This window comes from Glutamicibacter sp. FBE19 (assembly GCF_015524875.1).
In the GTDB taxonomy this organism is placed as follows: Bacteria; Actinomycetota; Actinomycetes; order Actinomycetales; family Micrococcaceae; genus Glutamicibacter; species Glutamicibacter halophytocola.
The window spans coordinates 365,872-389,821 of record NZ_JACKQN010000003.1 but is presented as its reverse complement, the minus strand read 5'-3'; the positions used below and the strand labels follow the sequence as shown (position 1 = coordinate 389,821).

Below are 23,950 nucleotides of genomic sequence, written 5' to 3'. Positions count from 1 at the left end.
TTCGGGTACTTCACGGGAAAATGGTTTCATGCGCATATACCCATTGGTCTTCAAGCACGTGTTCACCAAGATGGATCCTGAACAGGCTCACCATTTTGCTTTTAATGCCATCAAGATCGCGCAACGTGCCGGGCTCACCAAAGCCGCCCGCAAGTTTTTCGCTCCTGCACCGAAACTGAAGAGAACGGTCATGGGAATCGACTTCCCGTCGCCCTTCGGACTGGCCGCCGGATTCGACAAGGGGGCTACCGGAATCGTTGCGCTCAGCGATATTGGATTCGGCCACGTTGAAATTGGTACCGTAACCGGACAGGCGCAGCCAGGCAACCCGCAGCCTCGGCTCTTCCGCCTCGTTGAAGACCGCGCAGTAATCAATCGCATGGGATTCAACAACGAAGGCGCTGAGCGTGTTGCAGCTCGAGTTGCCAGCGCGCGCCAGCACTTGAAGGGCGACTACCAGCAGACCCGACCGGTCATTGGCGTCAACATCGGTAAGACCAAAGCAGTTGAGCTTGACGACGCTGTAGGGGACTACCTCGCCTCGACGCGCCAACTGGCCATTCATGCCGACTACTTGGTGGTCAACGTTTCCAGCCCTAATACTCCTGGCCTTCGACTGCTTCAAAGCGTCGAATCGCTGCGTCCGTTGCTTTCGGAGGTAGGAGAGCTTGCCGACAAAGTCTCCGGACGGCACATTCCCTTGCTGGTGAAGATTGCTCCGGATCTGAGCGATGAGGATGTCTCGGACGTGGCACAGCTGGCAATAGAGCTGAAGCTCGATGGCATCATCGCGACAAATACGACCATTACCCGTGACGGCTTGAAGAGCGACGCGGCAAAGGTTGAGGAAATTGGTGCTGGCGGCTTGTCGGGAGCACCTCTAAAGGAGCGTTCCCTGGCTGTGCTTCGCCAGCTTCGTTCGCTCGTACCTGCTGACATGGCGCTTATTGCCGTGGGCGGCGTAGAAAGCGCACAAGATGTCAAGGATCGCTTGGACGCGGGCGCTGATCTCGTGCAGGGATACACCGCATTCTTGTATGAAGGCCCGTTCTGGGCTCGCTCCATCAACAAGGACCTTGAGCGCATGCTCTAGAGCGATCGAGATTCCACTCGCACCGGCTTGGCAAGCTTCGGGGCTGGAGAACGGCAGCGTTCTCCAGCCCCGATCTGCGTTAAGGCTGGAGCGGGGTGCAAAAAAGGATCGGAATCAGGCCTTGTATCTGCCGGTACAAGAAGATCTGCTCAGTTAATGCAGGGGGAGCGCACGAGGCAAAAAGCGTGCTGGGAATTGCAAGATCTGCGAGCAAAAACATTGTAATCTAATTTACAAAGTTTCTACCTTGTTCCAAGTCGCCAGGGTATAGCAAAAAAGGCAAGCTCGAATGCGCTTGCCTCTATTGCTAGATATGGTGAATCAGTCGACCTTGGCCCCGCGTGCAACCTGCGGCTTAGGCAAGCGAAGCTTGCGGAACTGCATTCCACGCATCGCTGCGTACATGCGAACTCCGCGTTCCATGTGACCGAACTTGGCCACGAGACGGCGCTTGAGCAGGATCGAGGTGACGATTGCTTCAAGGATGATCAAGGCGATAACAACCCAAAGCGCCAGCTGAACGAACACCTGGATTTGGAGGTTGCTCTGGAATACAAGCGAAATCACCAAGAATGCCAGGATGATGAACATCATGAACTCGCCAAACATCCAGCGAGAATCGATGAAATTACGGGTATAACGCTTTTGCTCACCCTTGTCGCGTGGCATGAGGTAGCGCTCGTCGCCGGTTTCATTGGCTATGCGCAAGCGATTCTGAGCTTCAATGCGCTGCTGCCGTTCTGCTTCCTTGGCCGCCTTGCGGTCAGTCGGAACCAAAGGTCGCTGACGATTCGCCTGCTGCGCACTGCGCTTGGGCGTTGGCCCCGTTTTGCGTCCATCGGCTGATTCCGATGACTGCTCTACGGGCTGTACATTTACGGGGGATTGAGGTTCATCCTTCTTACGTCCAAACACCCCTCTATCCTAGCCGGAATTAGCTTGTCGCGTGACATTCGATACGCAATGAATTGCTAGGCTGAAGACATGAGCACAAATTCTGTCTTCGACGCCGCTACGAACGGTGTTGATATTTCATCATTAAAAGGCCACATTGAAACGAACTTCGAGCAGATCCTTGAAGAACTCAAGGCTTTAGTTTCCATTCCCAGCATTGCGTGGGAATCCTTTGATCCGCAGAATCTGGAAAAGTCGGCAGAAGCCGTTGCCGAACTGGCCAGGGATGCAGGCATGGAGAGCGTGGAGATTCTGCGTGAACCTGCCGAAAACGGCGCCATGGGCGCCCCGGCAGTCGTAGCCCGGCGCAAGGCCGCGCCAGGCAAGCCAACTGTCCTTTTGTACGCCCACCACGACGTGCAGCCTCCGGGCAGCGAAAAAGACTGGAATACCCCCGTATTCGAGGCCACCAAGATCGGCGACCGCCTCTTTGGCCGTGGAGCGGCAGACGACAAGGCCGGAATCATGGTCCATATCGCAGCTCTGCGCGCAGTGCTGGACCTTGTAAAAGATTTCGGCCTCGGCGTCACCTACTTCTTCGAGGGGGAGGAGGAGGCAGGTTCGCCGTCGTTCCGCAACTTCCTCGAAGCTCATCAGGACAAGCTCGCAGCCGACGTGATCATTGTCGCCGATTCAAGCAACTGGGCTATCGGCACGCCGGCGCTCACGAGCTCGCTGCGCGGGATGTGTGCCGCTGAAATCACCGTGCGATCGCTCAAGCATGCGGTTCATTCCGGAATGTTCGGCGGGCCGGTATTGGATTCCCCGCTCCTCGCGGCAAAGCTCATCTCCACTTTCCACGATGAAGACGGCGCTGTGGCCGTTGCCGGCCTTGTTGCCAACGAATCAGCCGAAGTCGACTTTGACGAAGCGCAGTTCCGCAATGATTCCGGCGTCCTGGATTCATTCGAATTGGCTGGCACCGGAAAAATCACCGATCGCTTGTGGAATAAACCAGCGCTGAGCGTTATTGGAATGGATGTCCCCACCGTTGACCAGTCGTCGAATACCCTGATTCCGCAAACTCGATTCAAGGTTTCAATGCGCTTGGCACCGGGCCAGGATCCAGCCAAGGCACTTCAAGCGCTGGAGGCGCATGTGCGGGGAGTCGATTTGCGCGGTGCGCAGGTGGATTTCAAGGCCAAAGAAGCCGGCAATGCCTACAAGGCCGATCTGGAAGCTTCGGCAAACGACACTGCTCGCTGGGCTCTTGAACAAGCCTGGGGCGTTGTGCCAGTGAACATGGGATTGGGTGGATCAATTCCATTCATCGCTGATCTGCTTGAGGTATTCCCGAAGGCGCAGATCCTCGTGACCGGAGTCGAGGATCCTGATTCCCGAGCCCACTCGGCGAATGAATCCCTGCACCTTGGCGACTTCCAGCATGCAATTGAGGCTGAAGCCCTGTTGCTGGCCAGGATCAACGCTGAAGGACTATGAGGCGTGTCATACGCCGTGACACAAGGGGAGAAATCCTCGCCGTAGCGACGTAGGATAGTAGCAAGAACAGAGGCGATGCGTCAGGGCAAACCTGAAGCAGATGCCACAACGAGCAGTATGGGAGGAAATCATGACTGCAGCTGTTGACCAAACCAAGGGCGACCCAACCGAGTTGCCAACCCACGAGGTAAATATTTCCGACGTGGCCGCCGAAAAGGTGCGTTCGCTGTTGGAGCAGGAAGGCCGCGACGATCTGCGTCTGCGCATCGCCGTGCAGCCAGGTGGCTGCTCAGGCCTGATTTACCAGCTCTACTTCGATGAGCGCATGCTCGAAGGCGACGCTGTTCGCAATTTCGACGGCGTAGAGGTCATCGTCGACAAGATGAGCGTTCCCTACCTTGCCGGTGCTTCGATCGACTTCGAAGACACCATCTCCAAGCAGGGCTTCACCATCGATAACCCTTCCGCTTCCGGCTCGTGCGCCTGTGGAGACTCCTTCCACTAGGCTCAAGGGAACTAACGCCGCTGTTCAAACGTTGAAGAAATTTCTCGTTAGAACAGCGGCGTTTTTCGGCATTCTGACCCCGAAGAGGGTAAGCTCTACGTTAAGTAGTAAAACTATGTTTCCCTTCGTAAGCCACCTCACCGTGCAACACGTTAAACCACGAGGTGACTTATGAAGACCACATTCTGCACCAACAAAGAGGAAGGGCCGTCTGTGAGTTCGCAAGACCGAACCGGCAGTCGCGGGTCTGCTAAAGCCAAAGTTCTGGCTTTAGTCGGCACCGGCGCGCTGCTGTTGACGGGATGTTCAGCGGAGGCTAAACGCGGTTGGCTCCCAAACGTGGAGCGTGACACCACTAACCACACAGCTGCAATCCAGGATTTCTGGGTTCACTCGTGGATCGCCGTGGTTGTCATCGGTATTTTGACTTGGGGCTTGATGCTTTGGTGCATCATCGCCTACCGTCGCCGCAAGACCGACACCGGTTACCCCCGCCAGCTGAGCTACAACATGCCATTGGAGATCTTCTACACGGCCATTCCTTTGGTCCTTGTTCTAGTCTTCTTCAGCTTCAACAACACCCTGGAAAAGAGCATCAACAAGCCTGTTGATTCCGAGGTCGTAGTAGACGTTCGAGCCAAGCAGTGGTCTTGGGACTTCAACTACACCTACCAGGGCACTGAGAAGCATTTCGCTGGCACGCAGGCCCACCTGCACACCGATGGCTCGGAAGGCGCTCGTGAAGAACTGCCGACCTTGTACCTGCCAGCAGGCAAGTCGGTACAGCTGGATCTGAATAGCCGCGATGTCATTCACTCGTTCTGGGTACCAGCCTTCTTGCAGAAGCTGGACATGATCCCGGGCAAGACCAATCACATCTACCTGACCCCTCAGGTTGAAGGCAACTACGACGGAAAGTGCGCCGAGCTTTGCGGCGAGTACCACTCCGAGATGCTCTTCAACGTGAAGGTTGTCAGCGACGCAGAGTTCAAGGCTCAGCTCGCAAAGATGGACGATGGACACATCGGCGAAGAATACGACCGCCAGCCGGACACGGTTAACGGCGTCGTAGTCGAACACGGGGAAGGAGAATAATCACGATGACAACGTTTGAATATGCAACTGACGACGTCCGGTCGATTGCCCCAGCCGTGGTGCCGAAGTCGAAGGGTCGCCTCTTCGTCGACTACATCACGACGACCGACCACAAGAAGATCGGGTACATGTACCTGATCAGCTCGTTCGTCCTGTTCTGCGTCGGTGGCGTTATGGCGCTGCTGATCCGTGCAGAGCTGTTCGAACCAGGTATGCAGATCCTGCAGACCAAGGAACAGTACAACCAGCTGTTCACCATGCACGGCACCGTCATGCTGCTGATGTTCGCAACCCCGCTCTTCGCAGGCTTCGCCAACGTCATGATGCCTTTGCAGATTGGTTCCCCGGATGTGGCTTTCCCACGTCTGAACGCATTGGCCTTCTGGTTCTTTGCAATGGGTTCGGCCATCGCCCTGGCCGGCTACCTCACCCCGCAGGGTGCAGCTAGCTTCGGTTGGTTCGCTTACGCGCCGCTCTCGAACACCACCTTCTCGCCAGGTGTCGGTGGAGACCTCTGGGTCTTCGGACTGGCGCTGTCGGGCTTCGGTACCATCCTGGGTGCCGTCAACTTCATCACCACGATCATCTGCCTGCGTGCCCCTGGCATGACCATGTGGCGCATGTCGATCTTCTCGTGGAACACGCTGATCACCTCGCTGCTCGTGCTGATGGCCTTCCCGCCACTGGCAGCCGCGCTGTTCGCACTGGGTGCTGATCGCCGCTTCGGCGCTCACATCTTCGATCCCGAGAACGGCGGCGCCGTCCTCTGGCAGCACCTGTTCTGGTTCTTCGGACACCCAGAGGTCTACATCATTGCGTTGCCGTTCTTCGGCATTGTCTCGGAGATCTTCCCGGTCTTCAGCCGCAAGCCGATCTTCGGCTACAAGGGCCTGGTCTTCGCGACCATCTCGATCGCTGCCCTCTCGGTTTCCGTGTGGGCCCACCACATGTACGTCACCGGCTCGGTCATGCTGCCGTTCTTCGGTTTCATGACCATGCTGATCGCGGTGCCAACCGGTGTGAAGTTCTTCAACTGGATCGGTACCCTGTGGCGCGGTTCGATTACCTTCGAAACCCCCATGCTGTGGAGCATCGGCTTCATGATCACCTTCTTGTTCGGTGGCCTGACCGGTATCATCCTTTCCGCTCCTGCACTGGACTTCCATGTTTCGGACTCCTACTTCGTGGTGGCGCACTTCCACTACGTGGTCTTCGGTACCGTGGTCTTCGCAATGTTCGCTGGCTTCTACTTCTGGTGGCCAAAGTGGACCGGCAAGATGCTCAATGAGCGTCTTGGCAAGATCCACTTCTGGATGCTGTTCATCGGCTTCCACGGAACGTTCCTGATCCAGCACTGGCTGGGCGTCATGGGCATGCCACGTCGTTACGCCGACTACATGCCTGAAGATGGCTTCACCTTCATGAACCAGGTTTCGACCGTGTTCGCGTTCGTCTTGGGCGCATCGATGATTCCGTTCTTCTGGAACGTATGGACCACCTTCCGCTACGCCAAGAAGGTTGAAGTTGATGATCCGTGGGGCTTCGGCGCCTCGCTGGAGTGGGCGACTTCCTGCCCGCCACCACGCCACAACTTCCACTCGATTCCACGCATCCGTTCGGAGCGCCCAGCTCTGGACCTGCACCACCCGGAACTGAGCGGTCGCGTTACCCCGGAAACCCCGGTTGCGAAGATCTTCGGCCCTGCTGACCAGAAGGACCTGTAAAGATGAAAATTGAATCCTGGATCTTCCTGGGTGGCGTCTTCTTCTTCGCCCCTGTCGCCGTAGTTTACGGTTACATGACCAACTGGAGCGAATGGGTTGGCTTCCTGGCATTGCTGATGCTGGTAGGCCTGTCCGCAATGGTTGGCTGGTACTTGTTGTTCACCGCCAAGCGCATCGGCCCTCGTCCCGAGGACCGCGTTGACGGTGAGATCCACGAGAACGCCGGTGATATCGGCTTGTTCTCGCCATGGAGCTGGTGGCCACTGGTACTGGCCGCGTCTGCGGCAATCTCCTTCCTGGGCCTCGCCGTAGGCTGGTGGGTCTTCTTCATCGGAGCCGGCCTGGCCGTCGTCGGTGTGACCGGCTGGGTTTACGAATACAGCCGTGGAGACCACGCACACTAAGCAGTGACCTTAATGGGGTGACAAGCAATTGGCTTGTCACCCCATTAGTCTTTTAATTACAGCAGGGCCGGCATTGACTCGACGGCCCAGCCAGAGCCTAGGAGATCGATAATGCGCCACGCACCCCAGCCGAAGGTCGAGGGCCATCTTGATCCCGCAAGCAAGCAGAGCAAGTACCGCCAGATCCGGGAGATCCTAAAGAACCATGCACGCGAGGCCTGCAAGCCTGGCTACAAGCTTCCACCAGAACGCGAGCTCGCCGAGCACTTTTCCGTGGCCCGAAAGACCATCCGGCAGGCCATCGACGCGCTGGTCGACGAGCAGGTGCTCAAGCGCGTGGTTGGCATCGGCACGTTCGTGGTGCCCGAGAAGCTCGACCTACGCGTTAGGTTGCATTCCTATTCCGAGGATATGATGCGCCGAGGCATGGTCCCGGACGCGCACGTTCTCGAATTTGCCGAAATCAAGGCCAACACCAACCTCGCCTTGCAGCTCATGTTGGAGGAAGGCACGCCGGTAGTGCAGTTCAAGCGTCTGCTGCTGGCCGATGGCACCCCAATGAGCCTTGACGAGAACTACATGCCAGCGGACCTGGTTCCGGGCTTCGTTGATGCCGAACCGCCGTCCAAGCTCTATCAGGCGCTCCACGAGCGCTACGGGATCCTTTTGGAGTGGGGCGAGGACCAGGTCGAAAGCACCGCCGCCAGCAAGAGCCAAGCCCATTTGCTGGCCGTTGAACCGGGGTTCCCGCTTTTGCAGATCACCCGCTACGCCTATATCGGTGAAAGGCTCGCCGACTATTCCGTGTCGCTTTATCGCTCGGACCGCTACAAGCTCTTCGTTCCACTGCAGCGTGTAGGCACGCGCACCCCGCGCTACACCGACTCGTTCTAGCCTTGGCATGCGGGGGAGCAAGCCTGCACGCTCCGCAAGAAACACGGCACCCCGAACCCTTTCCAGTGGCTTGCTTGCTGCTCTCGGCCGTGTGTACGGCCCTCGTCTCCGGGCACGGCCCGTTCTGCATCGATCACCTGTGTTTGCCGATATGCACACAGGCTGATCGGACACAGAGATTCCCAGGCACCGGCGTCTGGCGCAATGCGGATCCGGCCGCGGGAATTCCAATGGTGCCGTGCGAGAAGGCCAGTGCCATGGCGGCCATTGGGGGACACCTATCACCTGGCGACCGCCACAGGCCTTTTCCCGCCGCGTGCGAGGCCTATCGGTCCTGCCGGTGACCGGGCTTACGCGTCCGGCGCTTCTAAAGCGCCCAGAATCGTTCCTGTGGGCTTCTGGCGTGTTGGGTTAAATAAAGGAGGGACACACCTTTCGGTGTGTCCCTCCTTCTGTGACTAACGCGAGTCGGAATTACTTCCCGATCGAGTCCTGCATGTCACCCTCAACCTCATGGTGGCCGTGGGCAGCATGTGCTGCTTCCAGTTCCGATGGGGTTACCGGGGCGACTCGATCTTCGAAGAAGAACTTCGAGATCAGTGCACGGCGCTTCTCCGAACCGGAGATGTGGCCGGCAGCGTCAGGCTCAGCCGGAATGTACTGGCGATCCACGAAGTTGGTCAAGAGGTAGCGCTTGTACACGTCGACCTCTTCGTGCTTCTCGCTGAAGCCGCCTTCTGGCGACATCTGGATGATGCCCGCTTCGCGGCCGTGCAAGACGATCTCGCGATCCTTGCGCTGCAGCGACAGGCAAATGCGGCGGGTCAGCCAGAAGCCCAGGATCGGGCCGAGGAAGAACAGCGCGCGCAACCAGTAGGTCACGTCATTCAGCGCCACGTGGAAGTGGGTTGCGATCAAGTCAGAGGATGCAGCTGCCCACATCACGCTGTAGAAGATCACACCGGCAACACCCATAGCGGTACGGAACGGCGCGTTGCGCGGACGATCCAGCAAGTGGTGCTCGCGGTTGTCCTTGTTTACCCAACGCTCGATCCATGGCCATGCGAACATCACCACGAAGAGCGCGCCAGCAGGAACCAGTGCCGGAAGCAGAACCGACAGCACCAGGGTGTTGTCACCCCAAGGGAACGGAATGATCCACTCGAAGCTGAAGTTGCCCAGGGTACCTGGCATCAAGCGCAGTGCACCATCAACGAAACCGATGTACCAGTCAGGCTGGGTACCAGCCGAAACAGGGGATGGGTCGTATGGTCCGTAGTTCCAGATCGGGTTGATCTGGAAGAGGCCGGCGATGAAAGCCACGATGCCGAAGACGATGAAGAAGAATCCACCGGCCTTGGCAGCGTAAACCGGGCCAACTGGGAAGCCAACAACATTGTCGTTGGTACGGCCTGGGCCAGGGTACTGGGTGTGCTTGTGGGTCACAACCATGAAGAGGTGGACAACGATGAGCAAGATGATCACCGCAGGCACAATCATGATGTGCAGCGAGTACAGGCGCTGGATTACGTGCTCGCCTGGGAACTCGCCACCGAAGAAGAACATCGACAGGTAGGTACCAACGATTGGGAGCGCCTTCATGACGCCGTCGATGATGCGCAGGCCGTTGCCGGAAAGCAGATCATCAGGCAAGGAGTAGCCGGTGAAGCCAGCAGCCAAGCCCATGATCAGCAGCACGCCACCGACAACCCAGTTCAATTCACGAGGGCGGCGGAATGCGCCGGTGAAGAACACGCGGAGCATGTGCACGGACAGCGATGCTACGAAGAGCAGTGCCGACCAGTGATGTACCTGGCGCATGAACAGGCCACCGCGCACGTCGAAGGAGATATCCATGGTGGAAGCCATGGCGGTCGACATGCCCAGACCCTTCATTGGCACATACGAACCGTTGTAGACCACGTGGGCCATCGACGGATCGAAGAAGAAGGTCAGGAAGGTGCCGGAAAGCAGCAGCAGCACGAAGGTGTACATTGCCACTTCACCGAACATGAACGACCAGTGGTCAGGGAAGATCTTGCGACCGAATTCCTTGACCATGGCCGAGGCGCCAACACGTGAATCCACGAAGTTGGCGATACGACCGGTGGCGGTCGATGCCTGGTATTCGTTAGAAGTCGTCATGATTAACCACGCTCCCAGTAGGACGGGCCAACAGGCTCATGGAAGTCGCTCTGCGCGACCAGGTAGCCTTCGGAGTCCACGGTGATTGGCAGCTGTGGAAGTGCGTGACCAGCTGGGCCGAAGATGACCTTGCATTCCTGGGTCAGGTCGAAGGTCGACTGGTGGCAGGGGCACAGCAGGTGGTGCGTGTGCTGCTCGTACAGTGCGATTGGGCAACCGACGTGGGTGCAAATCTTGGAGTATGCGACGATGCCGTCCACGTTCCAGTCTTCGCGTCCCTCGGAGATCTGCATTTCCGCTGGATCCATGCGCATCAGCAGAACTACGGCCTTGGCCTTTTCATTCAGCGGGTTCTCGGTTTCGTTGATGCCCTCTGGGACAACGTGGAAGGCCGAGCCGATCTGGACATCAGATGCCTTGATCGGGGTACCGGATGGGTCGCGGGTCAAGCGGATGCCCGTGTCCCACATGGTGTGGCGCAGGGAATCGATCATCTGGTGCGCGGTGTTGCCGGTGCGGTCCAGGTCGCGGAACATGAAGATCGCCGGAATCGGAGCCAAGGCGATGGCACCGATCAGGGTGTTGCGGATCAGCGGACGACGCTTGATGCCGGATTCTTCAAGAACGGTATCTACGATCTCGACTGCATCCTGGCGGTCTTCTTCAGATCGGATCTCGTGGCGCATTTCCATGAGCTCGTGATCCGGCATGAGGGTCTTTGCCCAGTGAACAATACCTACACCGATACCGAGCATCGCAAATGCGGTGCCCAGGCCCAGTGCAGCGTTCTGCACACGCAGCTCAGCGAAAGACATTTCGCCCAGGCGGCCCAAGACGAAGTAGGCCACGAAGAAGAAGAGCGTTCCGATGATGGAGATGGTAAATAGGAGCGCTACTTGACGCTCGTGTCGCTTGGCTGCGCGCGGATCGCGATCTGCGAGACGCGGACGATGGGGTGGCAAGCCCGGATCGGGGAAACGATCCTGAGCTACATCGTCAGCCTTAGCAACGGTGCCCGAGTTTTCGGGACTGCCGTGACTATGGTCGCCCATGTTTCTCTCTCATCCTTCTGTTAGGAAATTATGTACGTAGTGATGGTTACGGCCAGTGCCGTGGTTTGCCTTAGGAAGGACGCGAGGTCAACCAAATGGTGAAGGCGATGATGATGCCCAGACCTGCGGTCCAGGTGAACAAGCCTTCAGCAACTGGGCCCAAGGAGCCCAGGGCTGCACCACCGGCAGAACCATTGGCTTCAATGGTCTTCAAGAAGGTGATGACATCACGCTTCTCGTCTGGGGTGATATTCGAGTCGTTGAACACGGGCATGTTCTGTGGGCCGGTAGCCATCGCTTCGTAGATGTGCTTCTCAGTTACGCCGGTCAGCGTCGGAGCAAACTTTCCTCGGGTCAAAGCACCACCGGCTGCTGCCGCGTTGTGGCACATTGCGCAGTTCACGCGGAAGACAGTTCCACCATGGGCAGCATCGCCCTGGGTGGTATCGAGGTATTCCTCATCCGGAATCGCTGGACCCGCACCCAGGCTGGCCACGTAGGCCGACAGCTGGGAGATCTGCTTGTCATCGAACTGGACTGGCTTCACCTGGGCCTGGGGGCCCTGCATCTGCATTGGCATGCGGCCAGTGCCCACCTGGAAGTCAACAGCTGCGGCGCCAACGCCGATCAGCGAAGGACCGGAGTCCGAGCCTTCAGCATGCATACCGTGGCAGGTAGCACAGTTGGCGACGAAAAGCTTCTGACCTTCGTCAACATCGGTCTGCGATGCGGCGGTGGTCTCAGCGGCCTTCGCTTCGCTGATGTTTCCTGCTGCGGTGTAGAGACTGCCGGTAATCAGCAATCCAAACAGAAGCAGGGCCACAGCGGCGAGCGGGTGGCGGCGCTTTTTCGAAAGAGCCTTCACTTGCTGGTTCCTCACTTAGTTTCTTTGGTGTGGTGTTGCCGTACTTCTTGGTGTGGCAACTAATGACTAAAAGTTGCTACTTCAAGAAGTAGATGATCGCAAACAGCGCGATCCAAACAACGTCAACGAAGTGCCAGTAGTAGGACACAACGATGGAACCCGTTGCTTCAAAGTGGCCAAACTTCTTAGCCAGCATTGCACGACCAATGATCAGCAGGAATGCAATCAGGCCACCGGTGACGTGAAGGCCGTGGAAGCCGGTGGTCATGTAGAAGGCCGAAGCGTAGGAGTTCGAGTTCAGTGCTACGCCCTCGTGAACGAGGGTGACGTATTCATAAGCCTGGACCGAGACGAAGATGGAACCAAGGATGAAGGTAAGAATGAACCATTCAATCATTCCCCATTCCTTGAAGTTGAACACTCCGCCGGAACGGCGAGGCTTGAATTCTTCGGCACGGAACACGCCAAGCTGGCACGAGAACGAGCTGGACACCAGAATCAAGGTGTTAACCAGCGCAAACGGCACGTTGAGTTTGGCAGTTTCATTCGCCCATAGTTCGGGCGCGGCAGCCCGGAGGCTGAAATACATGGCGAAGAGGGCGGCGAAGAACATGAGCTCGCTGGAGAGCCACACCATCGTTCCCACCGACACCATGTTTGGGCGGTTCGGCGCATGTGGCGCCGTCGTATTTGGGGCATGAGTCGCAGTTGTCACACTGACATTATGTCTCTAAATGCCCCTCAGATACCAATGCAGAAAGGCGTTGTCGGAGGTTTTTTGCGCCACACATCAACAACAACCGCGGAAACACGGGGAAGTATGCAGAAAACTCTTTCTACAATTCGTAGAGCTTGATTCGGCGAGTCTTGCTAAACAATCATTTATGCAACACTCTTGTACCCTATTTATCCCTAGAAACACTAAGATTCTAGCGATTTGAGACACATCATTTGGCGACATGAATTGGGTCTGGGACTGCCGGCTCGATAGGCTTTCATTTGTGTCAACGAGCCTTGAAAACGAAAAGTTCCCAACGTGGCCAGATCTCTTAGCCACCCTGATTAGCGGTGGCGATCTCAGTCGCGTTCAGGCAGCGTGGGCCATGAATGAGATCATGAGCGGCGAGGCCAGCGATGTTCAAATTGCCGGCTTCCTGGTTGCCTTGCGCTCCAAGGGTGAAACCGTCGCGGAGCTGACCGGCCTCGTTGATTCCATGGTTGCCAATGCGAAGCCGTTGAATATCGAAGCACAAACATTGGACATTGTGGGGACCGGCGGAGATCGCCAGAACACCGTCAACATCTCGACGATGGCCACCTTGGTCTGCGCAGGCGCCGGCATCAACATAGTTAAACACGGCAACCGCGCCTCATCATCCTCTTCTGGATCCGCTGACGTCCTTGAAGCGCTCGGTGTCCGCCTTGATGTACCAATCGAGAGGCTTGTCGAGGTATACGACAAGGTTGGAATCGCGTTCTGCTTTGCCAACGTTTTCCACCCGTCAATGCGCCACGTTGCCGTGGCCAGGCGCCAGCTGCGCGTGCCAACAGCTTTCAACTTCATGGGGCCCCTGACAAACCCCGCCCTTCCCAGCTCGTCGGCCATCGGCTGCTCAGATTTGGCAATGGCTCCAATCATGGCCGGCGTCTTGGCCAGCCGCGGTTCTCGCGGCCTGGTCTTCCGGGGCAACGACGGCCTCGATGAGCTGACCACCACCGCACCTAACCGGGTATGGGAGGTTCGCGATGGACAGGTCAACGAGTTCATTTTTGATGCGCAGAATCTCGGCATAGCGCGCGCAAGCATCGAACAGCTCCGCGGAGGCGACGCCCTACACAATGCAGAGGTTGTCAAAGAGATCGTCTCTGGAGCGCAGGGGCCAATTCGCGATGCCGTTGTATTGAACGCAGCAGCGGGAATGGTCGCCTACGAACCAACGAACGAGGGCAGCTTCGAAGAACGCATGGCGATCGCTGTCGCAAAGGCATCCGCCTCGATTGATTCCGGAGCCGCAAGGTCCGTTCTGGCCACTTGGTCGCAGACCACTCAGAGGATCGTAGGCGAGTAGCGCACCGGCTTAAACAAGGACGGGTTCTGGTTTCCGCTTATACAAGCGGAAACCAGAACCCGTCCGTCGTTCTGCGGCTTTAGTCATCCAAACCCAGGGAAAAAGCTGCTTCCAAGTCATGATCCGAGTAAGCGCGGAATGCGATATGGGTTTGTGTGCCCCGAATCCCGGGAATCTTGGAGAGCTTATTGGCGATTACCTCCGCCAGATCCTCATGCTTATGAACCCTGGCTACCGCAATCAGATCCCAGTCGCCAGCGACGGAATAGACTTCGCTGATCCCTGAGATTGCGGAAATCTGTTGAGCACACTCCGGGATGCTGTCCGTGGCCGTCTGAATCATGACGAATGCAGTAACCATAATTGCGCCTTTCACTACTTGAGCCTTCACGCTGAAGGCCTATGACTTAGTTTCAACTCTAGTCGAAAATGCAATTTCAGCGAGTCGGTCGAAAGCGACAGGGACGCGCTTCACAAGCCTTAAAGTTAGTATTAATTTTTACAATGCTTTATACTTGTCGCATGATAGTTTTGACCATCGACCAGCGGCGCTCTCGTTCTTCGGAAGACAAGGTGCAAGCTCTCATTGAACAGGCCAACGCCACAGTTCCGGTAGTGCGTCCATTCCAGCGTACCGCCGGAGACGAGGTTCAAGCTGTACTCGATGATGCGTCAGAAGCGATTCGATTGGCCGTCATGATGGCAGCTTCGGGGGATTGGAGCGTCGGCCTGGGATTCGGCCAGGTTGAGACCCCCTTGCCAAAAGAGACTCGGGCCGGTCGTGGTCCAGCTTTTGAATACGCCCGAGTCGCCGTTGAGCGCTCAAAAAATACGAATGCGCACGTTGCCGTCCATGGGCCCTCCCATGAAGCAACGCGGCTAGAAGCCGAGCTCCAGCTAACCGCCTGTATCGTCGCCAAGCGCAGGGCCACCGCCTGGGAAGCGGGAACCCTGGCTGACGAGGGACTTACCCAGCAACAGATTGCCAAGGAATTGGGAATCACCCAGCAAGCTGTCTCGTCTCGCCTATCCGCAGCACTATGGTTTGAGGCAAATCGAATGATGGATGAGGCAGCGAAGTCACTGACTCGACAATTGAAAATGCTAGGGGAGTTGTAGATGTTCTGGATCGCGTGGGGGAGTCTGAGCCTAGCCACCATACTTTCTTGCCTCGCTGCATATCTGGGTTACGCCATGGGAAAGCGGGCGCGTCGGCGCGAAGTTCTCATTGTGATCTCCGGACTTCTGGCTGCTGCTGCGGCCGTTTTATCCGCAGCATCCGGTGAAACTGACCAGTCCAGCCATGTACCGACACTGTATGTCGTTATGCTCTCGTCCATATTCGCGGTGAGTTTTGGTGGACCATTTACGGAACTCGTTTTCAAGCTGGCCGCCAAAAATGATTCAGAGATCAATCAGGAAGAGTCCGACCCATCTCCGCTTCGTGGCGGATTATGGATCGGACTCCTGGAGCGAGCTGCCATCGTCAGCGCGTTGTGGGCCGGTTGGCCAGAAGGAATCGCCATCGTATTGGCGGTTAAAGGACTCGGCCGGTTCTCTGAATTGAAAGACCACCGCGCGGCTGAACAATTCATCTTGGGCACGTTCTCCAGCAGCTTGGTTGCTGCCGGCTCCTACGGGCTAGGCCTGTTGTTGCTGTGATCGTTTAGCGACAAATCCACAGACTGCTCGTCGGCCAAGCAAGAATAGCCCGAGAACAATCAACGTGACGATCACGAATGAAATCGCGGCCGTTTTTCCCATCAATAAGCGTGTCGCAACACCCAAGACGACGGTTCCGAGCCAGACCAGAATACCTGTTGGCCAAAGTTTATTGATCGTCTGCCATGGCCGCGACAGGACAGTCATGACGACATAAGCTATGAGGAAGGGCAGGGCAGTCATGAAGATTCCACTGATTTCCAGCCCATGCTCATGTTCTCGGCGTCCCAGCAACGCGAAGAGAACAATGAGGAGAACGTCTATGGAAACCATCCAGGGCCACTTGCTCATACTTTGCTTCATGTACTCATGATAGGGATGCCTCCGTCGAATTCACGGCAGCTTTCAGGACTAGGACGCTGTTGATTCAGACACAGCGGAGCACCATCAGCAAGAACAGGCCCACAGGCAGTTATTCAATGGTCGATAATCAGTTATAGGGAGCGTAGGGTTCTTGTCTTCAGCAACGACGTGGATGAACAAGCATCAGATCTGGCTCTATTTACTGGCTATCGCGGCAGGCTGCCTTATTGGCGGGCGCTTCCCGATCCTCAGCAGCGTCCTTGGTGCTTCGATCAATCCATTCTTGGGCGTACTGCTATACATCACGTTCCTGAGCATCCCGCTGACCAAGCTGGTCGAAGGTTTCAGGGATTTCAGATTCGTCGCGGTTCTGGTGGTAACCAACTTTATGGTGATCCCGATCCTGGTTTACGTTTTGACGAGATTCGTCCAAGCCGATAAAGCTGTTTTGATCGGTGTCGCCCTTGTCTTGTTGGCGCCATGCGTGGACTACGTCATCGTTTTTTCAGGACTGGCCGGGGGAGAGAACCACAAGCTGCTCGCCGCAACACCGCTCTTGCTGCTACTGCAGATGCTGCTGATTCCCATCTACATGTACGTCATAGTCGGGAAATCCTCAATGGAGATGCTTGCGCCAGAACCATTTGCAGCAACCTTGACATTGCTCATATTCATACCGCTGGTGCTTGCGATTACTACTCAGATCCTGGGCAATAAATTTGCTTGCTTCAGCAATATCGCTTGCCGCGCAGAGAACTTCATGGTTCCAGCCATGATGGGAACGCTTTTCAGCGTGGTGGGTTCACAATTCCACGTGTTGGCTGATCAGGGAGAAAGCCTGATTCAGGCGGCGCTAGTATTTATTATCTTCATCCCTGTGGCAGGTTTCGCCGCGTTTCATATCGGCAAAGCATTCGGCCTTCCAGCAACGGCCCTGCGTGCTGTGAGCTTCAGCGGGGTCACTAGGAACTCCCTGGTTGTACTGCCCATCGCACTGGCTTTGCCGCTTGAATACTCACTGGCCTCGTCAGTCGTAGTGACGCAGACGCTTATTGAGCTCGTGGCGATGCTCGTCATGGTTAGGGTCGTGCCGCTACTTGTCAGGGCGACGCCGAACGAACCTCCGGGAAGTCCTAGTGGCTAAAGTACGCTTTGCCCCAGTATGGAGAACCGGTCCGTGTAGTCAGGGCCGGAGAAGACTGGCCTGAAGCCAGATGCTCCAACAGGAGCTGATCAGCTTCGGCCACCTGGAGGGCCCATGACCAGCATGGTGGAAAAGACCGCGACAATCAGGACAAAAAGCGCGATGGATGAAAGAACCGGTCGCGCAACAAGCCAACGCATGGTCGAATCCGTCCAACGCTGATCTGCCGGATGTTCACTGGCTTGAGTGCGCCAGGAGCCAACAAGTTTGCCTCGACGCTCGAGCCACCTGTCAAAAGGAACTGTCAGGTACGGAATCACTGATGTTGCTGCGGCGCCGAGAATTAGCCTCTTGCTCCAGCGCTGATTCATGCCGACCAAAACGGAAGTGGCAATGTAAGTAAGGAAGACGAAGCCGTGGACGAAGCCTGCAATCGATACCGGCCAGTCACCGACTTTCACTGCGTACTTGAGAACCATTGCGATAATCAATAACGTCCAGGTGATCGCTTCTGCACGAGCAACCGTCCGGTATAGGGCGCTTGGTGACATAGTCTTGCGTCAGTCCTTGAAAGATAGGGGAGTGCTACGTCTTTAGTAGCTCCTTCTAGACTAACCTGACAGGCACCCTGCAAAGCTCCCAATTCCGAATTTGTCGACGCATCGCTGACGCTCAAGCAGAGACCATTCCGGGTTTCGATGCAAAGACTTTTGGATGCAGCCACGTTTCCAGGAGCACACCAATTTATTGCTGCTGGCTGAGGAACCCCAAAAGCCTGCGACTCCAAAAAACCGGCGAGATTACCGTTTCAGCTGATGTTCAAAAGCACTGACGTTGAGTTCAGGATGTTCCAGAGAACACGTCTGCACATCGGTATCGATGCAAGCAACCTCCGAGGCATCTTCATTGCCAACGGGCCCGTTGGCCGCAAGCGGAACCGGTGCTTGGCAATTTCAAGCGTTTTGTTCTGATGAGGTGAACATCAGAATCGTCCGGGCGAAACTGGACTATTGGGGAGTGCCAGATTTCCACTACTTTACATAATGTAGATTATCGGCTTACTGATAACTCGCACGAAAGTAGCGTATCTACCAGCTAATCCGCCTATTAATGCTGGCTCAATCTTCTGTGGAATCCGAGGCGCCTTGCAGCTCAAGTCGGTGCGCTGCAAAATCCAAAGTTTGGCGAATAAACTGGCGGGAAAGCTCATCGTGCATTGAATAGATCACGTGACGGCCAGACTTTTCAGTTTGCAGGACCCCGGCGGTCCTCATGCGCGAAAGCAATTGGCCGGCCACCGTCGGGCTGACACCTATCAGCTGCGCGAGCTCAGACAACGTCAGATCCCGATCACACAGCGCCCAGAGCATTTGAAGCCGCAAAGGATCGGATAATGTCTTGAGAACGGTCACCGTCATATCCAGCAGATCACTCGATATGATTTCTGCTCGCGCCCTCGGGACGCTATATTCACCAGTCATCACGAACACTCCCTGAAACCATGGCATCAACTCCTCGACCCATCAGCTTTTCACAAACTGCTTGCCGAGTGTGTCCATTATGGACTTACCCGCTGTAAAAGCGATAGGCATAGCGAAAATTCACACAGACCAGCCTCCAGCGAGCCCTTGCCTGGCGCAACTCCCCTGAATAAATCATCCGAAAGGAATTGAGACTTTAAGTCTCTGACTAGGTATTCTGAATATTTCTCAGGCCTGCGAACGGCATTGCACTGATGGTGTCGAGAATTGATGGAAAGCCTGTGAATTGGATGCCGCATCCGGGAATGGCAAAATTTAGTTATGCCCGAACCGTCGTTACGAAATTCCGCAAAGAATGCCCTGGCCAAGCAAATCCTGGATTCCCTGGCTGCAGAAGGAATTATCGCTGACCCTACCCAGCAACAGCTCATCAACGTACTAGGCAAGACGGTCGGACCAGCCTCGAAAAACGCCCCGCAAGGCGCCTATATCTACGGCCCGCCCGGTCGAGGGAAAACGGTTATCGCCAATTCGTTGGTTGCGCATCTCCCGGCGCACAGCACTAGGAGATTTCATTTCCACGAGTTCTTCCACCAACTGAACTCCCCCAAAAATCGCGTCCCTGGCCAGCCACTTGGCGCCATTTTTTCTCAAGGGCTCGAACGGGAACTGGCTGGCATCCAGGTGCTCATCTTCGACGAATTCCACTGCACGGAGCCAGGCGATGCCATGTTTATGGGAAAACTGGTCAAGTACTGCAAGCAACACGATATTCAATTGGTGACCACGTCCAACTACGCGCCTGAGAAGCTTCTCGACGACGATGCCTTTCACCATTTGGTCACGCCAATCATCGAGTCCATCCGTGCTGATTACGAGGTATTTGAGCTGGATCATGAGCTGGACTACCGGCTACGGAAGGCAGAGATGGAGGGCGCCACTTCAGGGTATCGCAGTGGTTCACTGACCCTGCTCCCCCAGCAGGCGCCTAGAGACTCGCTCGAAACATGGATAGAAATCGGATACGACCGAATCGGCCCGGCCCGCCAAGCAGGCGAGGCTATTTGGATTAGCTTCGATCAAATTTGCAGGACCCGGCGCAATACCGCGGATTATCTAGAACTTGCCACCCGTTTTCCGCGGTGGCACATCACCCAAATCCCATCCAGCGAACTGATGCCAATGGATGAAGAGCGCCGTCTCGCGAACCTGATCGATGTCTTCTACGACAAGGACATTGAAGTTCATTTGTACGCCGAGGACGACTTGTCCCAATTGGGCCATATGCTTCATGCCGCCGAAAAGGCGCGATTGACCTCGCGGCTAGCGCAGCTACACCGCCACGACATAGAACGGACCACTGTTTCTCCATGAATCCTGAATACACCAACCAAGAGATCCAAGCGCTTGTGCTCGCAGTGCTAGAAACAGCTGACGACAATCTCGTCCTGCCTATCGTCCAGCTTGGCCACCCAGTACTTCGGCAGCAAGCCGTTGCCTACACCGGACAGCTGGATCAGCCCCTGCTCGAACAGCTTTTAAGCGCCATGCGCCAAACCATGTATCACGCGCCGGGTGTAGGTCTGGCTGCACCGCAGGTAGGTATTCCGCTTCAGATCGCAGTGCTTGAAGATTTGTACCCGGTGCCAGAAGAGATTGCCGCCGAACGCGAACGCGAACCGCTGGAGTACTTCGAAATTTTCAACCCGTCGTACGCTGCCACCACCGATCGCGAAGCCGTGTTTTATGAGGGATGCTTGTCGTTTGAGGGCTTCCAGGGCGTTGTTACTCGTCCTGCCGATATCACGGCAACCTACGAGGACCGCGACGGCGCGCAACATTCGCGCGAGTTCAGTGGGTGGCAAGCACGAATCGTGCAACACGAGACGGATCATCTCAGCGGGGTCGTCTATGTTGATAAGTCGGAAACGCGCTCGCTAATCAATGAGCAAGAACTATGGCGCCATGAAAGCCTGGATGTCGACACCGCCAAGAAGGTTCTGAACTTCTGATGCCCAACATCGATACCACCGTCACCTGTCCGGTCTGCGACATGCCGTTGCAGTTCAGCGACGAGACGAGGAAGTCGCTGCGCTGTGACTCCAGCCATCGCTTCGACGCCGCAAAACAGGGCTACTTCAACTTCCTCACTGGCAAGGGAACCAATTACCTTGAAGACACCTCGGCCATGGTGCAGGCACGAGAGGCATTCCAGTCGAGCGGACACTACGCCCCGCTAGCAGGCAAGCTCTCGGAACTTGTAGAGAAATATCGCAAAGGATCTACCCTGGATCTGCTCGATGCGGGCGCTGGCACGGGCTATTACCTGAACCAGATCCTCACCGCTACCGGCAACTGCCAGCAAGATGCACTGGCGCTGGATATCTCCCGGTTTGCCATGCGCCGTGCTGCGAAGCTGCCCAGCACCATGGCTGTGGTGTGGGACGTTTGGCGGCGATTGCCGTCGGCCGATGCCTCGCGCGATGTGGTGCTCAACTGCTTTGCTCCGCACAACCCAGCCGAGTTTCGCAGAGTCCTGCGTGAGGACGGCGCGTGCATCGTCGTCACCGGCGAACCCGATCACCTGAACGAAGTGATCGAGCCATTGGGCATGCTATCGGTTGCTGAAGGGAAATTGGCTGCCCTGAGCGAAAAGTTTGCTGCCGAGCATCTGGCGCACAGTGAAACTCAGCACCTGAGCTATCAGATGGCGTTGAACGAAGAGGATCTGTACAACCTGGCCTTCATGGGCCCCGCGGGACACCACCTCTCCCCGGAAACCTTGAGAGACAAAGTCCGCTCCCTCGGCAACCAGCAGGTAACAGCATCCTTTGGAGTACACGTTTTCGTCCCTGAGCCATAGAAAATACCCCAAAATGACTACTACTTTCATGCCCGGGATACGGCAGAATGTAGGAAAGGCCAAAGCTTGTGGCCCTTGTCCTATGAGAAATTAGGTGGATTCCATGACTACTGCGGAATGGATCATAAGTAATGCGTGGGTAATCTGGCTTGCGCTGTTCTTGCTCTTGGCCATTATCGAGATGCTGTCACTCGACCTTTACTTCATCATGCTGGGCATAGGTGCTCTCGGAGGGGTCACGGTAGCCCTGCTCAATGGCCCGCTGTGGTTGCAGGTTGTTGTCTTCTGCGTAGTTTCGCTTTTGATGATCCTGCTCGTTCGGCCGATCGCCGTTAGGCATTTGAAAAAATCACCGGCTGGATTCAGGTCCAATATCGAGCGATTGATCGGTGCGGATGCGCTGATCCTCGAGCCCACCTCTCGGATCTCTGGCTCAGCCAAAATCCAGGGCGAAATTTGGACCGTTCGCGCAGAATCGAATGTTCCAACGATGACCCCTGGAACCTACGCCGTGGTTTCGCGCATTGATGGCGCAACCGCATATCTTTCCCCGAAGCCCGAAGACCCAGCTGACAGCTGAATCCTTCTCGACTTTTTCATCACCCCGCACAATGAAAGTGAGTACGAACCATGAATTCTAATGGTTTTGGCGTAACCGTTGTGCTTGTCGTTCTGGCGATCTTCGTGATCGTCGTTCTATTGCGCAGCGTGCGAATCGTGCCCCAGGCACGTGCCGGCATTGTTGAACGCCTCGGCAAGTACAACCGCACCTTGAATCCTGGCCTGACATTGTTGATCCCGTTTGTGGATCGCCTCTTGCCTCTGCTTGATCTGCGCGAACAGGTGGTCTCCTTCCCGCCACAGCCAGTGATCACCGAAGATAACCTGGTGGTCTCAATTGACACCGTGGTTTACTTCCAGATCACCGAGCCGCGTGCGGCAACCTACGAGATTGCCAACTACATCCAAGCTGTAGAACAGCTGACCACCACCACCTTGCGTAACGTCGTTGGTGGATTGAACTTGGAAGAGGCCTTGACCAGCCGCGACCAGATCAACGGCCAGCTGCGAGGAGTTTTGGACGAGGCCACCGGCAAGTGGGGCATTCGTGTTTCGCGTGTCGAGCTGAAGGCCATTGATCCACCACTGTCCATCCAGGACTCGATGGAAAAGCAGATGCGCGCAGAGCGTGACCGCCGCGCCGCCATCCTGACCGCTGAGGGTACCAAGCAGTCCTCCATCCTCACCGCTGAAGGCCAGCGCCAGGCAGAGATCCTGAAGGCCGAAGGTGATGCGCAGGCATCGATCCTGCGTGCCGATGGTGAAGCCCAGGCTATCCAGAAGGTCTTCGACGCAATTCACGCTGGCCGGCCAGATCAGGAATTGCTGGCTTACCAGTACCTGCAGACCTTGCCGAAGCTTGCTGAAGGCACTTCCAACACGCTGTGGGTTATCCCAAGCGAACTGACCGAGGCCTTGAAGGGCATCGGCGGCGCACTTGGTGGCAACACGTCCCCAGCAACGCCTCCTGCTCCTGGCAGCGACGTGTAGCAGCAGCTGGTTTCATAACTAGATAGCAGTTAGCGGCGAGGTGCAGACCATGCACCTCGCCGCTAACGCGTATAATGGATGTTTTGGTGCCTGAAGATTCCAATGCTGCTTGTTGGCTGGAATTATTTTTCGGTGTCAAACGTTGGTACGTGTAGCGAATTCTTTTAACATCGCGGAGGGAAATCATGAGCGATCGCAGCCTACGAGGCATGCGCCTGGGTGCACAGAGCATGGAATCTGAGGCAGGTGTGGAGCCGGCTGCCCGTCAGCGCGTGGAATACCGTACCGAAGACGGCGAGACCGTCTTTGTTGTCTTTGCAGCGGAAGCTGAAATTCCAGCCGTCTGGCACACCAAGACCGGCAAGGAAGCCAAGCTTGTCCATGGCGAAGCCCAGATGGAAGAAGCTAACAATGAGAAGCCAGTCCGCACCCACTGGGATATGCTCCTGGAGCGTCGCAGCGAAGAGGAGCTGGAAAAGACTCTGGCAGACCGCCTGAAGCAGCTGCGTGCAGCTCGCGGGGAAACTGTCTAGCACTTCCCCGATAAGCCGCTGGCAAGCCCAGTGCCGGCTTGAGGGAATATTCGAGGGCTGGTTCCACAACCGATGGTTGTGGAACCAGCCCTCGAATGTTTTCAGCGGGCAGC

General features: G+C 56.3%; 26 protein-coding genes. 17 read left to right on the top strand and 9 right to left on the bottom strand.

Annotation, left to right across the window (positions count from 1 at the left end; all coding sequences use genetic code 11):
• Positions 1-28: 28 nt before the first annotated feature.
• A complete protein-coding gene (locus H6F58_RS07790; RefSeq protein ID WP_146275146.1) occupies positions 29-1,093 on the top strand; it encodes a quinone-dependent dihydroorotate dehydrogenase in 1,065 nt (354 codons plus the stop codon).
• A gap of 321 nt (positions 1,094-1,414) precedes the next feature.
• Here H6F58_RS07790 and H6F58_RS07785 read toward each other — a convergent pair whose 3' ends face one another.
• Positions 1,415-2,008 carry a DUF3043 domain-containing protein gene (locus H6F58_RS07785; protein WP_060701622.1) on the bottom strand — a complete coding sequence of 198 codons (594 nt, stop codon included), beginning with the start codon at positions 2,006-2,008 and terminating at the stop codon, positions 1,415-1,417.
• A gap of 69 nt (positions 2,009-2,077) precedes the next feature.
• Between H6F58_RS07785 and H6F58_RS07780 the strand changes: the two genes are divergently transcribed.
• The 6 genes from H6F58_RS07780 (at position 2,078) to H6F58_RS07755 (ending at position 8,109) form a co-directional block, all read left to right on the top strand.
• Positions 2,078-3,487: a dipeptidase gene (locus H6F58_RS07780; protein WP_195181521.1), complete on the top strand. Its 1,410-nt coding sequence runs from the start codon at positions 2,078-2,080 to the stop codon at positions 3,485-3,487.
• A gap of 130 nt (positions 3,488-3,617) precedes the next feature.
• The gene (locus H6F58_RS07775) at positions 3,618-3,992 is read left to right on the top strand and encodes an iron-sulfur cluster assembly accessory protein (protein WP_060701620.1); all 375 of its coding nucleotides are present in this window, start codon (positions 3,618-3,620) and stop codon (positions 3,990-3,992) included.
• Between the two features lie 171 nt (positions 3,993-4,163).
• Entirely contained in the window at positions 4,164-5,087 is a 924-nt protein-coding gene (gene coxB / locus H6F58_RS07770) for a cytochrome c oxidase subunit II (protein ID WP_206693534.1), read from the top strand.
• A 5-nt stretch (positions 5,088-5,092) separates the two neighbouring features.
• Positions 5,093-6,811, top strand: a complete 1,719-nt coding sequence (gene ctaD, locus H6F58_RS07765) for a cytochrome c oxidase subunit I (RefSeq protein ID WP_171920217.1) — start codon at positions 5,093-5,095, stop codon at positions 6,809-6,811.
• A 2-nt stretch (positions 6,812-6,813) separates the two neighbouring features.
• Positions 6,814-7,215 (top strand): cytochrome c oxidase subunit 4, encoded by a 402-nt coding sequence (locus tag H6F58_RS07760; protein WP_146275142.1) that lies wholly within the window; start codon positions 6,814-6,816, stop codon positions 7,213-7,215.
• Between the two features lie 111 nt (positions 7,216-7,326).
• Positions 7,327-8,109: a GntR family transcriptional regulator gene (locus H6F58_RS07755; RefSeq protein WP_195181520.1), complete on the top strand. Its 783-nt coding sequence runs from the start codon at positions 7,327-7,329 to the stop codon at positions 8,107-8,109.
• A gap of 474 nt (positions 8,110-8,583) precedes the next feature.
• On the opposite strand, the gene H6F58_RS07750 is transcribed toward H6F58_RS07755, so the two are convergent.
• The 4 genes from H6F58_RS07750 to H6F58_RS07735 form a co-directional block, all read right to left on the bottom strand.
• Positions 8,584-10,254 carry a ubiquinol-cytochrome c reductase cytochrome b subunit gene (locus H6F58_RS07750; protein WP_195181519.1) on the bottom strand — a complete coding sequence of 557 codons (1,671 nt, stop codon included), beginning with the start codon at positions 10,252-10,254 and terminating at the stop codon, positions 8,584-8,586.
• A gap of 2 nt (positions 10,255-10,256) precedes the next feature.
• On the bottom strand, positions 10,257-11,306 hold the full coding sequence (locus H6F58_RS07745) for a Rieske 2Fe-2S domain-containing protein (protein WP_146275139.1): 1,050 nt from the start codon (positions 11,304-11,306) through the stop codon (positions 10,257-10,259).
• Between the two features lie 70 nt (positions 11,307-11,376).
• Positions 11,377-12,171 (bottom strand): c-type cytochrome, encoded by a 795-nt coding sequence (locus H6F58_RS07740; RefSeq protein WP_146278146.1) that lies wholly within the window; start codon positions 12,169-12,171, stop codon positions 11,377-11,379.
• A 76-nt stretch (positions 12,172-12,247) separates the two neighbouring features.
• Complete coding sequence (locus H6F58_RS07735; protein WP_146275138.1) at positions 12,248-12,886, bottom strand: heme-copper oxidase subunit III; 639 nt, start codon at positions 12,884-12,886, stop codon at positions 12,248-12,250.
• A gap of 286 nt (positions 12,887-13,172) precedes the next feature.
• Between H6F58_RS07735 and trpD the strand changes: the two genes are divergently transcribed.
• On the top strand, positions 13,173-14,240 hold the full coding sequence (gene trpD / locus H6F58_RS07730) for an anthranilate phosphoribosyltransferase (RefSeq protein WP_348536383.1): 1,068 nt from the start codon (positions 13,173-13,175) through the stop codon (positions 14,238-14,240).
• Positions 14,241-14,319: 79 nt separating this feature from the next.
• On the opposite strand, the gene H6F58_RS07725 is transcribed toward trpD, so the two are convergent.
• Positions 14,320-14,601, bottom strand: coding sequence for an Lrp/AsnC ligand binding domain-containing protein (locus H6F58_RS07725; RefSeq protein ID WP_022875133.1), 282 nt, complete (start codon positions 14,599-14,601; stop codon positions 14,320-14,322).
• Positions 14,602-14,762: 161 nt separating this feature from the next.
• Here H6F58_RS07725 and H6F58_RS07720 point away from each other — a divergent pair, with 161 nt between their 5' ends.
• Together H6F58_RS07720 and H6F58_RS07715 are read left to right on the top strand one after the other, a co-directional pair.
• Positions 14,763-15,359 carry a sigma factor-like helix-turn-helix DNA-binding protein gene (locus H6F58_RS07720; RefSeq protein WP_146275136.1) on the top strand — a complete coding sequence of 199 codons (597 nt, stop codon included), beginning with the start codon at positions 14,763-14,765 and terminating at the stop codon, positions 15,357-15,359.
• The gene (locus H6F58_RS07715) at positions 15,360-15,902 is read left to right on the top strand and encodes a hypothetical protein (RefSeq protein WP_146275135.1); all 543 of its coding nucleotides are present in this window, start codon (positions 15,360-15,362) and stop codon (positions 15,900-15,902) included.
• Here the strand turns inward: H6F58_RS07715 and H6F58_RS07710 are convergent.
• Positions 15,882-16,265 (bottom strand): DUF3054 domain-containing protein, encoded by a 384-nt coding sequence (locus H6F58_RS07710; protein WP_146275134.1) that lies wholly within the window; start codon positions 16,263-16,265, stop codon positions 15,882-15,884. The genes H6F58_RS07715 and H6F58_RS07710 overlap by 21 nt on opposite strands.
• Before the next feature lie 151 nt (positions 16,266-16,416).
• Between H6F58_RS07710 and H6F58_RS07705 the strand changes: the two genes are divergently transcribed.
• Positions 16,417-17,409, top strand: a complete 993-nt coding sequence (locus H6F58_RS07705; protein WP_244652407.1) for a bile acid:sodium symporter — start codon at positions 16,417-16,419, stop codon at positions 17,407-17,409.
• An 89-nt stretch (positions 17,410-17,498) separates the two neighbouring features.
• Here H6F58_RS07705 and H6F58_RS07700 read toward each other — a convergent pair whose 3' ends face one another.
• Positions 17,499-17,960, bottom strand: coding sequence for a DUF3817 domain-containing protein (locus H6F58_RS07700; protein ID WP_146275133.1), 462 nt, complete (start codon positions 17,958-17,960; stop codon positions 17,499-17,501).
• Positions 17,961-18,527: 567 nt separating this feature from the next.
• Positions 18,528-18,890 carry a metalloregulator ArsR/SmtB family transcription factor gene (locus H6F58_RS07695; RefSeq protein WP_236995322.1) on the bottom strand — a complete coding sequence of 121 codons (363 nt, stop codon included), beginning with the start codon at positions 18,888-18,890 and terminating at the stop codon, positions 18,528-18,530.
• 321 nt (positions 18,891-19,211) lie between these two features.
• Here H6F58_RS07695 and zapE point away from each other — a divergent pair, with 321 nt between their 5' ends.
• The 6 genes from zapE (at position 19,212) to H6F58_RS07665 (ending at position 23,837) form a co-directional block, all read left to right on the top strand.
• The gene (zapE, locus tag H6F58_RS07690) at positions 19,212-20,264 is read left to right on the top strand and encodes a cell division protein ZapE (RefSeq protein WP_195181518.1); all 1,053 of its coding nucleotides are present in this window, start codon (positions 19,212-19,214) and stop codon (positions 20,262-20,264) included.
• Positions 20,261-20,902: a peptide deformylase gene (gene def / locus H6F58_RS07685; RefSeq protein WP_171918911.1), complete on the top strand. Its 642-nt coding sequence runs from the start codon at positions 20,261-20,263 to the stop codon at positions 20,900-20,902. Before zapE ends, def begins: the two co-directional genes overlap by 4 nt.
• The gene (locus tag H6F58_RS07680; RefSeq protein ID WP_195181517.1) at positions 20,902-21,753 is read left to right on the top strand and encodes a putative RNA methyltransferase; all 852 of its coding nucleotides are present in this window, start codon (positions 20,902-20,904) and stop codon (positions 21,751-21,753) included. The genes def and H6F58_RS07680 overlap by 1 nt, the downstream gene beginning before the upstream one ends.
• Positions 21,754-21,856: 103 nt before the next feature.
• Positions 21,857-22,333 (top strand): NfeD family protein, encoded by a 477-nt coding sequence (locus tag H6F58_RS07675; protein ID WP_060703385.1) that lies wholly within the window; start codon positions 21,857-21,859, stop codon positions 22,331-22,333.
• Between the two features lie 50 nt (positions 22,334-22,383).
• Complete coding sequence (locus tag H6F58_RS07670) at positions 22,384-23,304, top strand: SPFH domain-containing protein (protein WP_060701602.1); 921 nt, start codon at positions 22,384-22,386, stop codon at positions 23,302-23,304.
• A 185-nt stretch (positions 23,305-23,489) separates the two neighbouring features.
• Complete coding sequence (locus H6F58_RS07665) at positions 23,490-23,837, top strand: RNA polymerase-binding protein RbpA (RefSeq protein WP_060701601.1); 348 nt, start codon at positions 23,490-23,492, stop codon at positions 23,835-23,837.
• Positions 23,838-23,950 lie beyond the last annotated feature (113 nt).

Excerpts from the sequence above, each read along its gene's own strand:
- H6F58_RS07745 (WP_146275139.1), bottom strand. The coding sequence starts at position 11,306 with ATGGGCGACCATAGTCACGGCAGTCCCGAAAACTCGGGCACCGTTGCT.
- H6F58_RS07665 (WP_060701601.1), top strand. The coding sequence starts at position 23,490 with ATGAGCGATCGCAGCCTACGAGGCATGCGCCTGGGTGCACAGAGCATG.
- def (WP_171918911.1), top strand. The coding sequence starts at position 20,261 with ATGAATCCTGAATACACCAACCAAGAGATCCAAGCGCTTGTGCTCGCA.
- H6F58_RS07720 (WP_146275136.1), top strand. The coding sequence starts at position 14,763 with ATGATAGTTTTGACCATCGACCAGCGGCGCTCTCGTTCTTCGGAAGAC.
- H6F58_RS07680 (WP_195181517.1), top strand. The coding sequence starts at position 20,902 with ATGCCCAACATCGATACCACCGTCACCTGTCCGGTCTGCGACATGCCG.
- H6F58_RS07725 (WP_022875133.1), bottom strand. The coding sequence starts at position 14,601 with ATGGTTACTGCATTCGTCATGATTCAGACGGCCACGGACAGCATCCCG.
- H6F58_RS07780 (WP_195181521.1), top strand. The coding sequence starts at position 2,078 with ATGAGCACAAATTCTGTCTTCGACGCCGCTACGAACGGTGTTGATATT.
- H6F58_RS07755 (WP_195181520.1), top strand. The coding sequence starts at position 7,327 with ATGCGCCACGCACCCCAGCCGAAGGTCGAGGGCCATCTTGATCCCGCA.
- H6F58_RS07695 (WP_236995322.1), bottom strand. The coding sequence starts at position 18,890 with ATGACTGGTGAATATAGCGTCCCGAGGGCGCGAGCAGAAATCATATCG.
- H6F58_RS07750 (WP_195181519.1), bottom strand. The coding sequence starts at position 10,254 with ATGACGACTTCTAACGAATACCAGGCATCGACCGCCACCGGTCGTATC.
- H6F58_RS07790 (WP_146275146.1), top strand. The coding sequence starts at position 29 with ATGCGCATATACCCATTGGTCTTCAAGCACGTGTTCACCAAGATGGAT.
- H6F58_RS07760 (WP_146275142.1), top strand. The coding sequence starts at position 6,814 with ATGAAAATTGAATCCTGGATCTTCCTGGGTGGCGTCTTCTTCTTCGCC.
- H6F58_RS07670 (WP_060701602.1), top strand. The coding sequence starts at position 22,384 with ATGAATTCTAATGGTTTTGGCGTAACCGTTGTGCTTGTCGTTCTGGCG.
- coxB (WP_206693534.1), top strand. The coding sequence starts at position 4,164 with ATGAAGACCACATTCTGCACCAACAAAGAGGAAGGGCCGTCTGTGAGT.
- H6F58_RS07675 (WP_060703385.1), top strand. The coding sequence starts at position 21,857 with ATGACTACTGCGGAATGGATCATAAGTAATGCGTGGGTAATCTGGCTT.
- H6F58_RS07775 (WP_060701620.1), top strand. The coding sequence starts at position 3,618 with ATGACTGCAGCTGTTGACCAAACCAAGGGCGACCCAACCGAGTTGCCA.
- zapE (WP_195181518.1), top strand. The coding sequence starts at position 19,212 with ATGCCCGAACCGTCGTTACGAAATTCCGCAAAGAATGCCCTGGCCAAG.
- H6F58_RS07715 (WP_146275135.1), top strand. The coding sequence starts at position 15,360 with ATGTTCTGGATCGCGTGGGGGAGTCTGAGCCTAGCCACCATACTTTCT.
- ctaD (WP_171920217.1), top strand. The coding sequence starts at position 5,093 with ATGACAACGTTTGAATATGCAACTGACGACGTCCGGTCGATTGCCCCA.
- H6F58_RS07700 (WP_146275133.1), bottom strand. The coding sequence starts at position 17,960 with ATGTCACCAAGCGCCCTATACCGGACGGTTGCTCGTGCAGAAGCGATC.
- H6F58_RS07710 (WP_146275134.1), bottom strand. The coding sequence starts at position 16,265 with ATGAAGCAAAGTATGAGCAAGTGGCCCTGGATGGTTTCCATAGACGTT.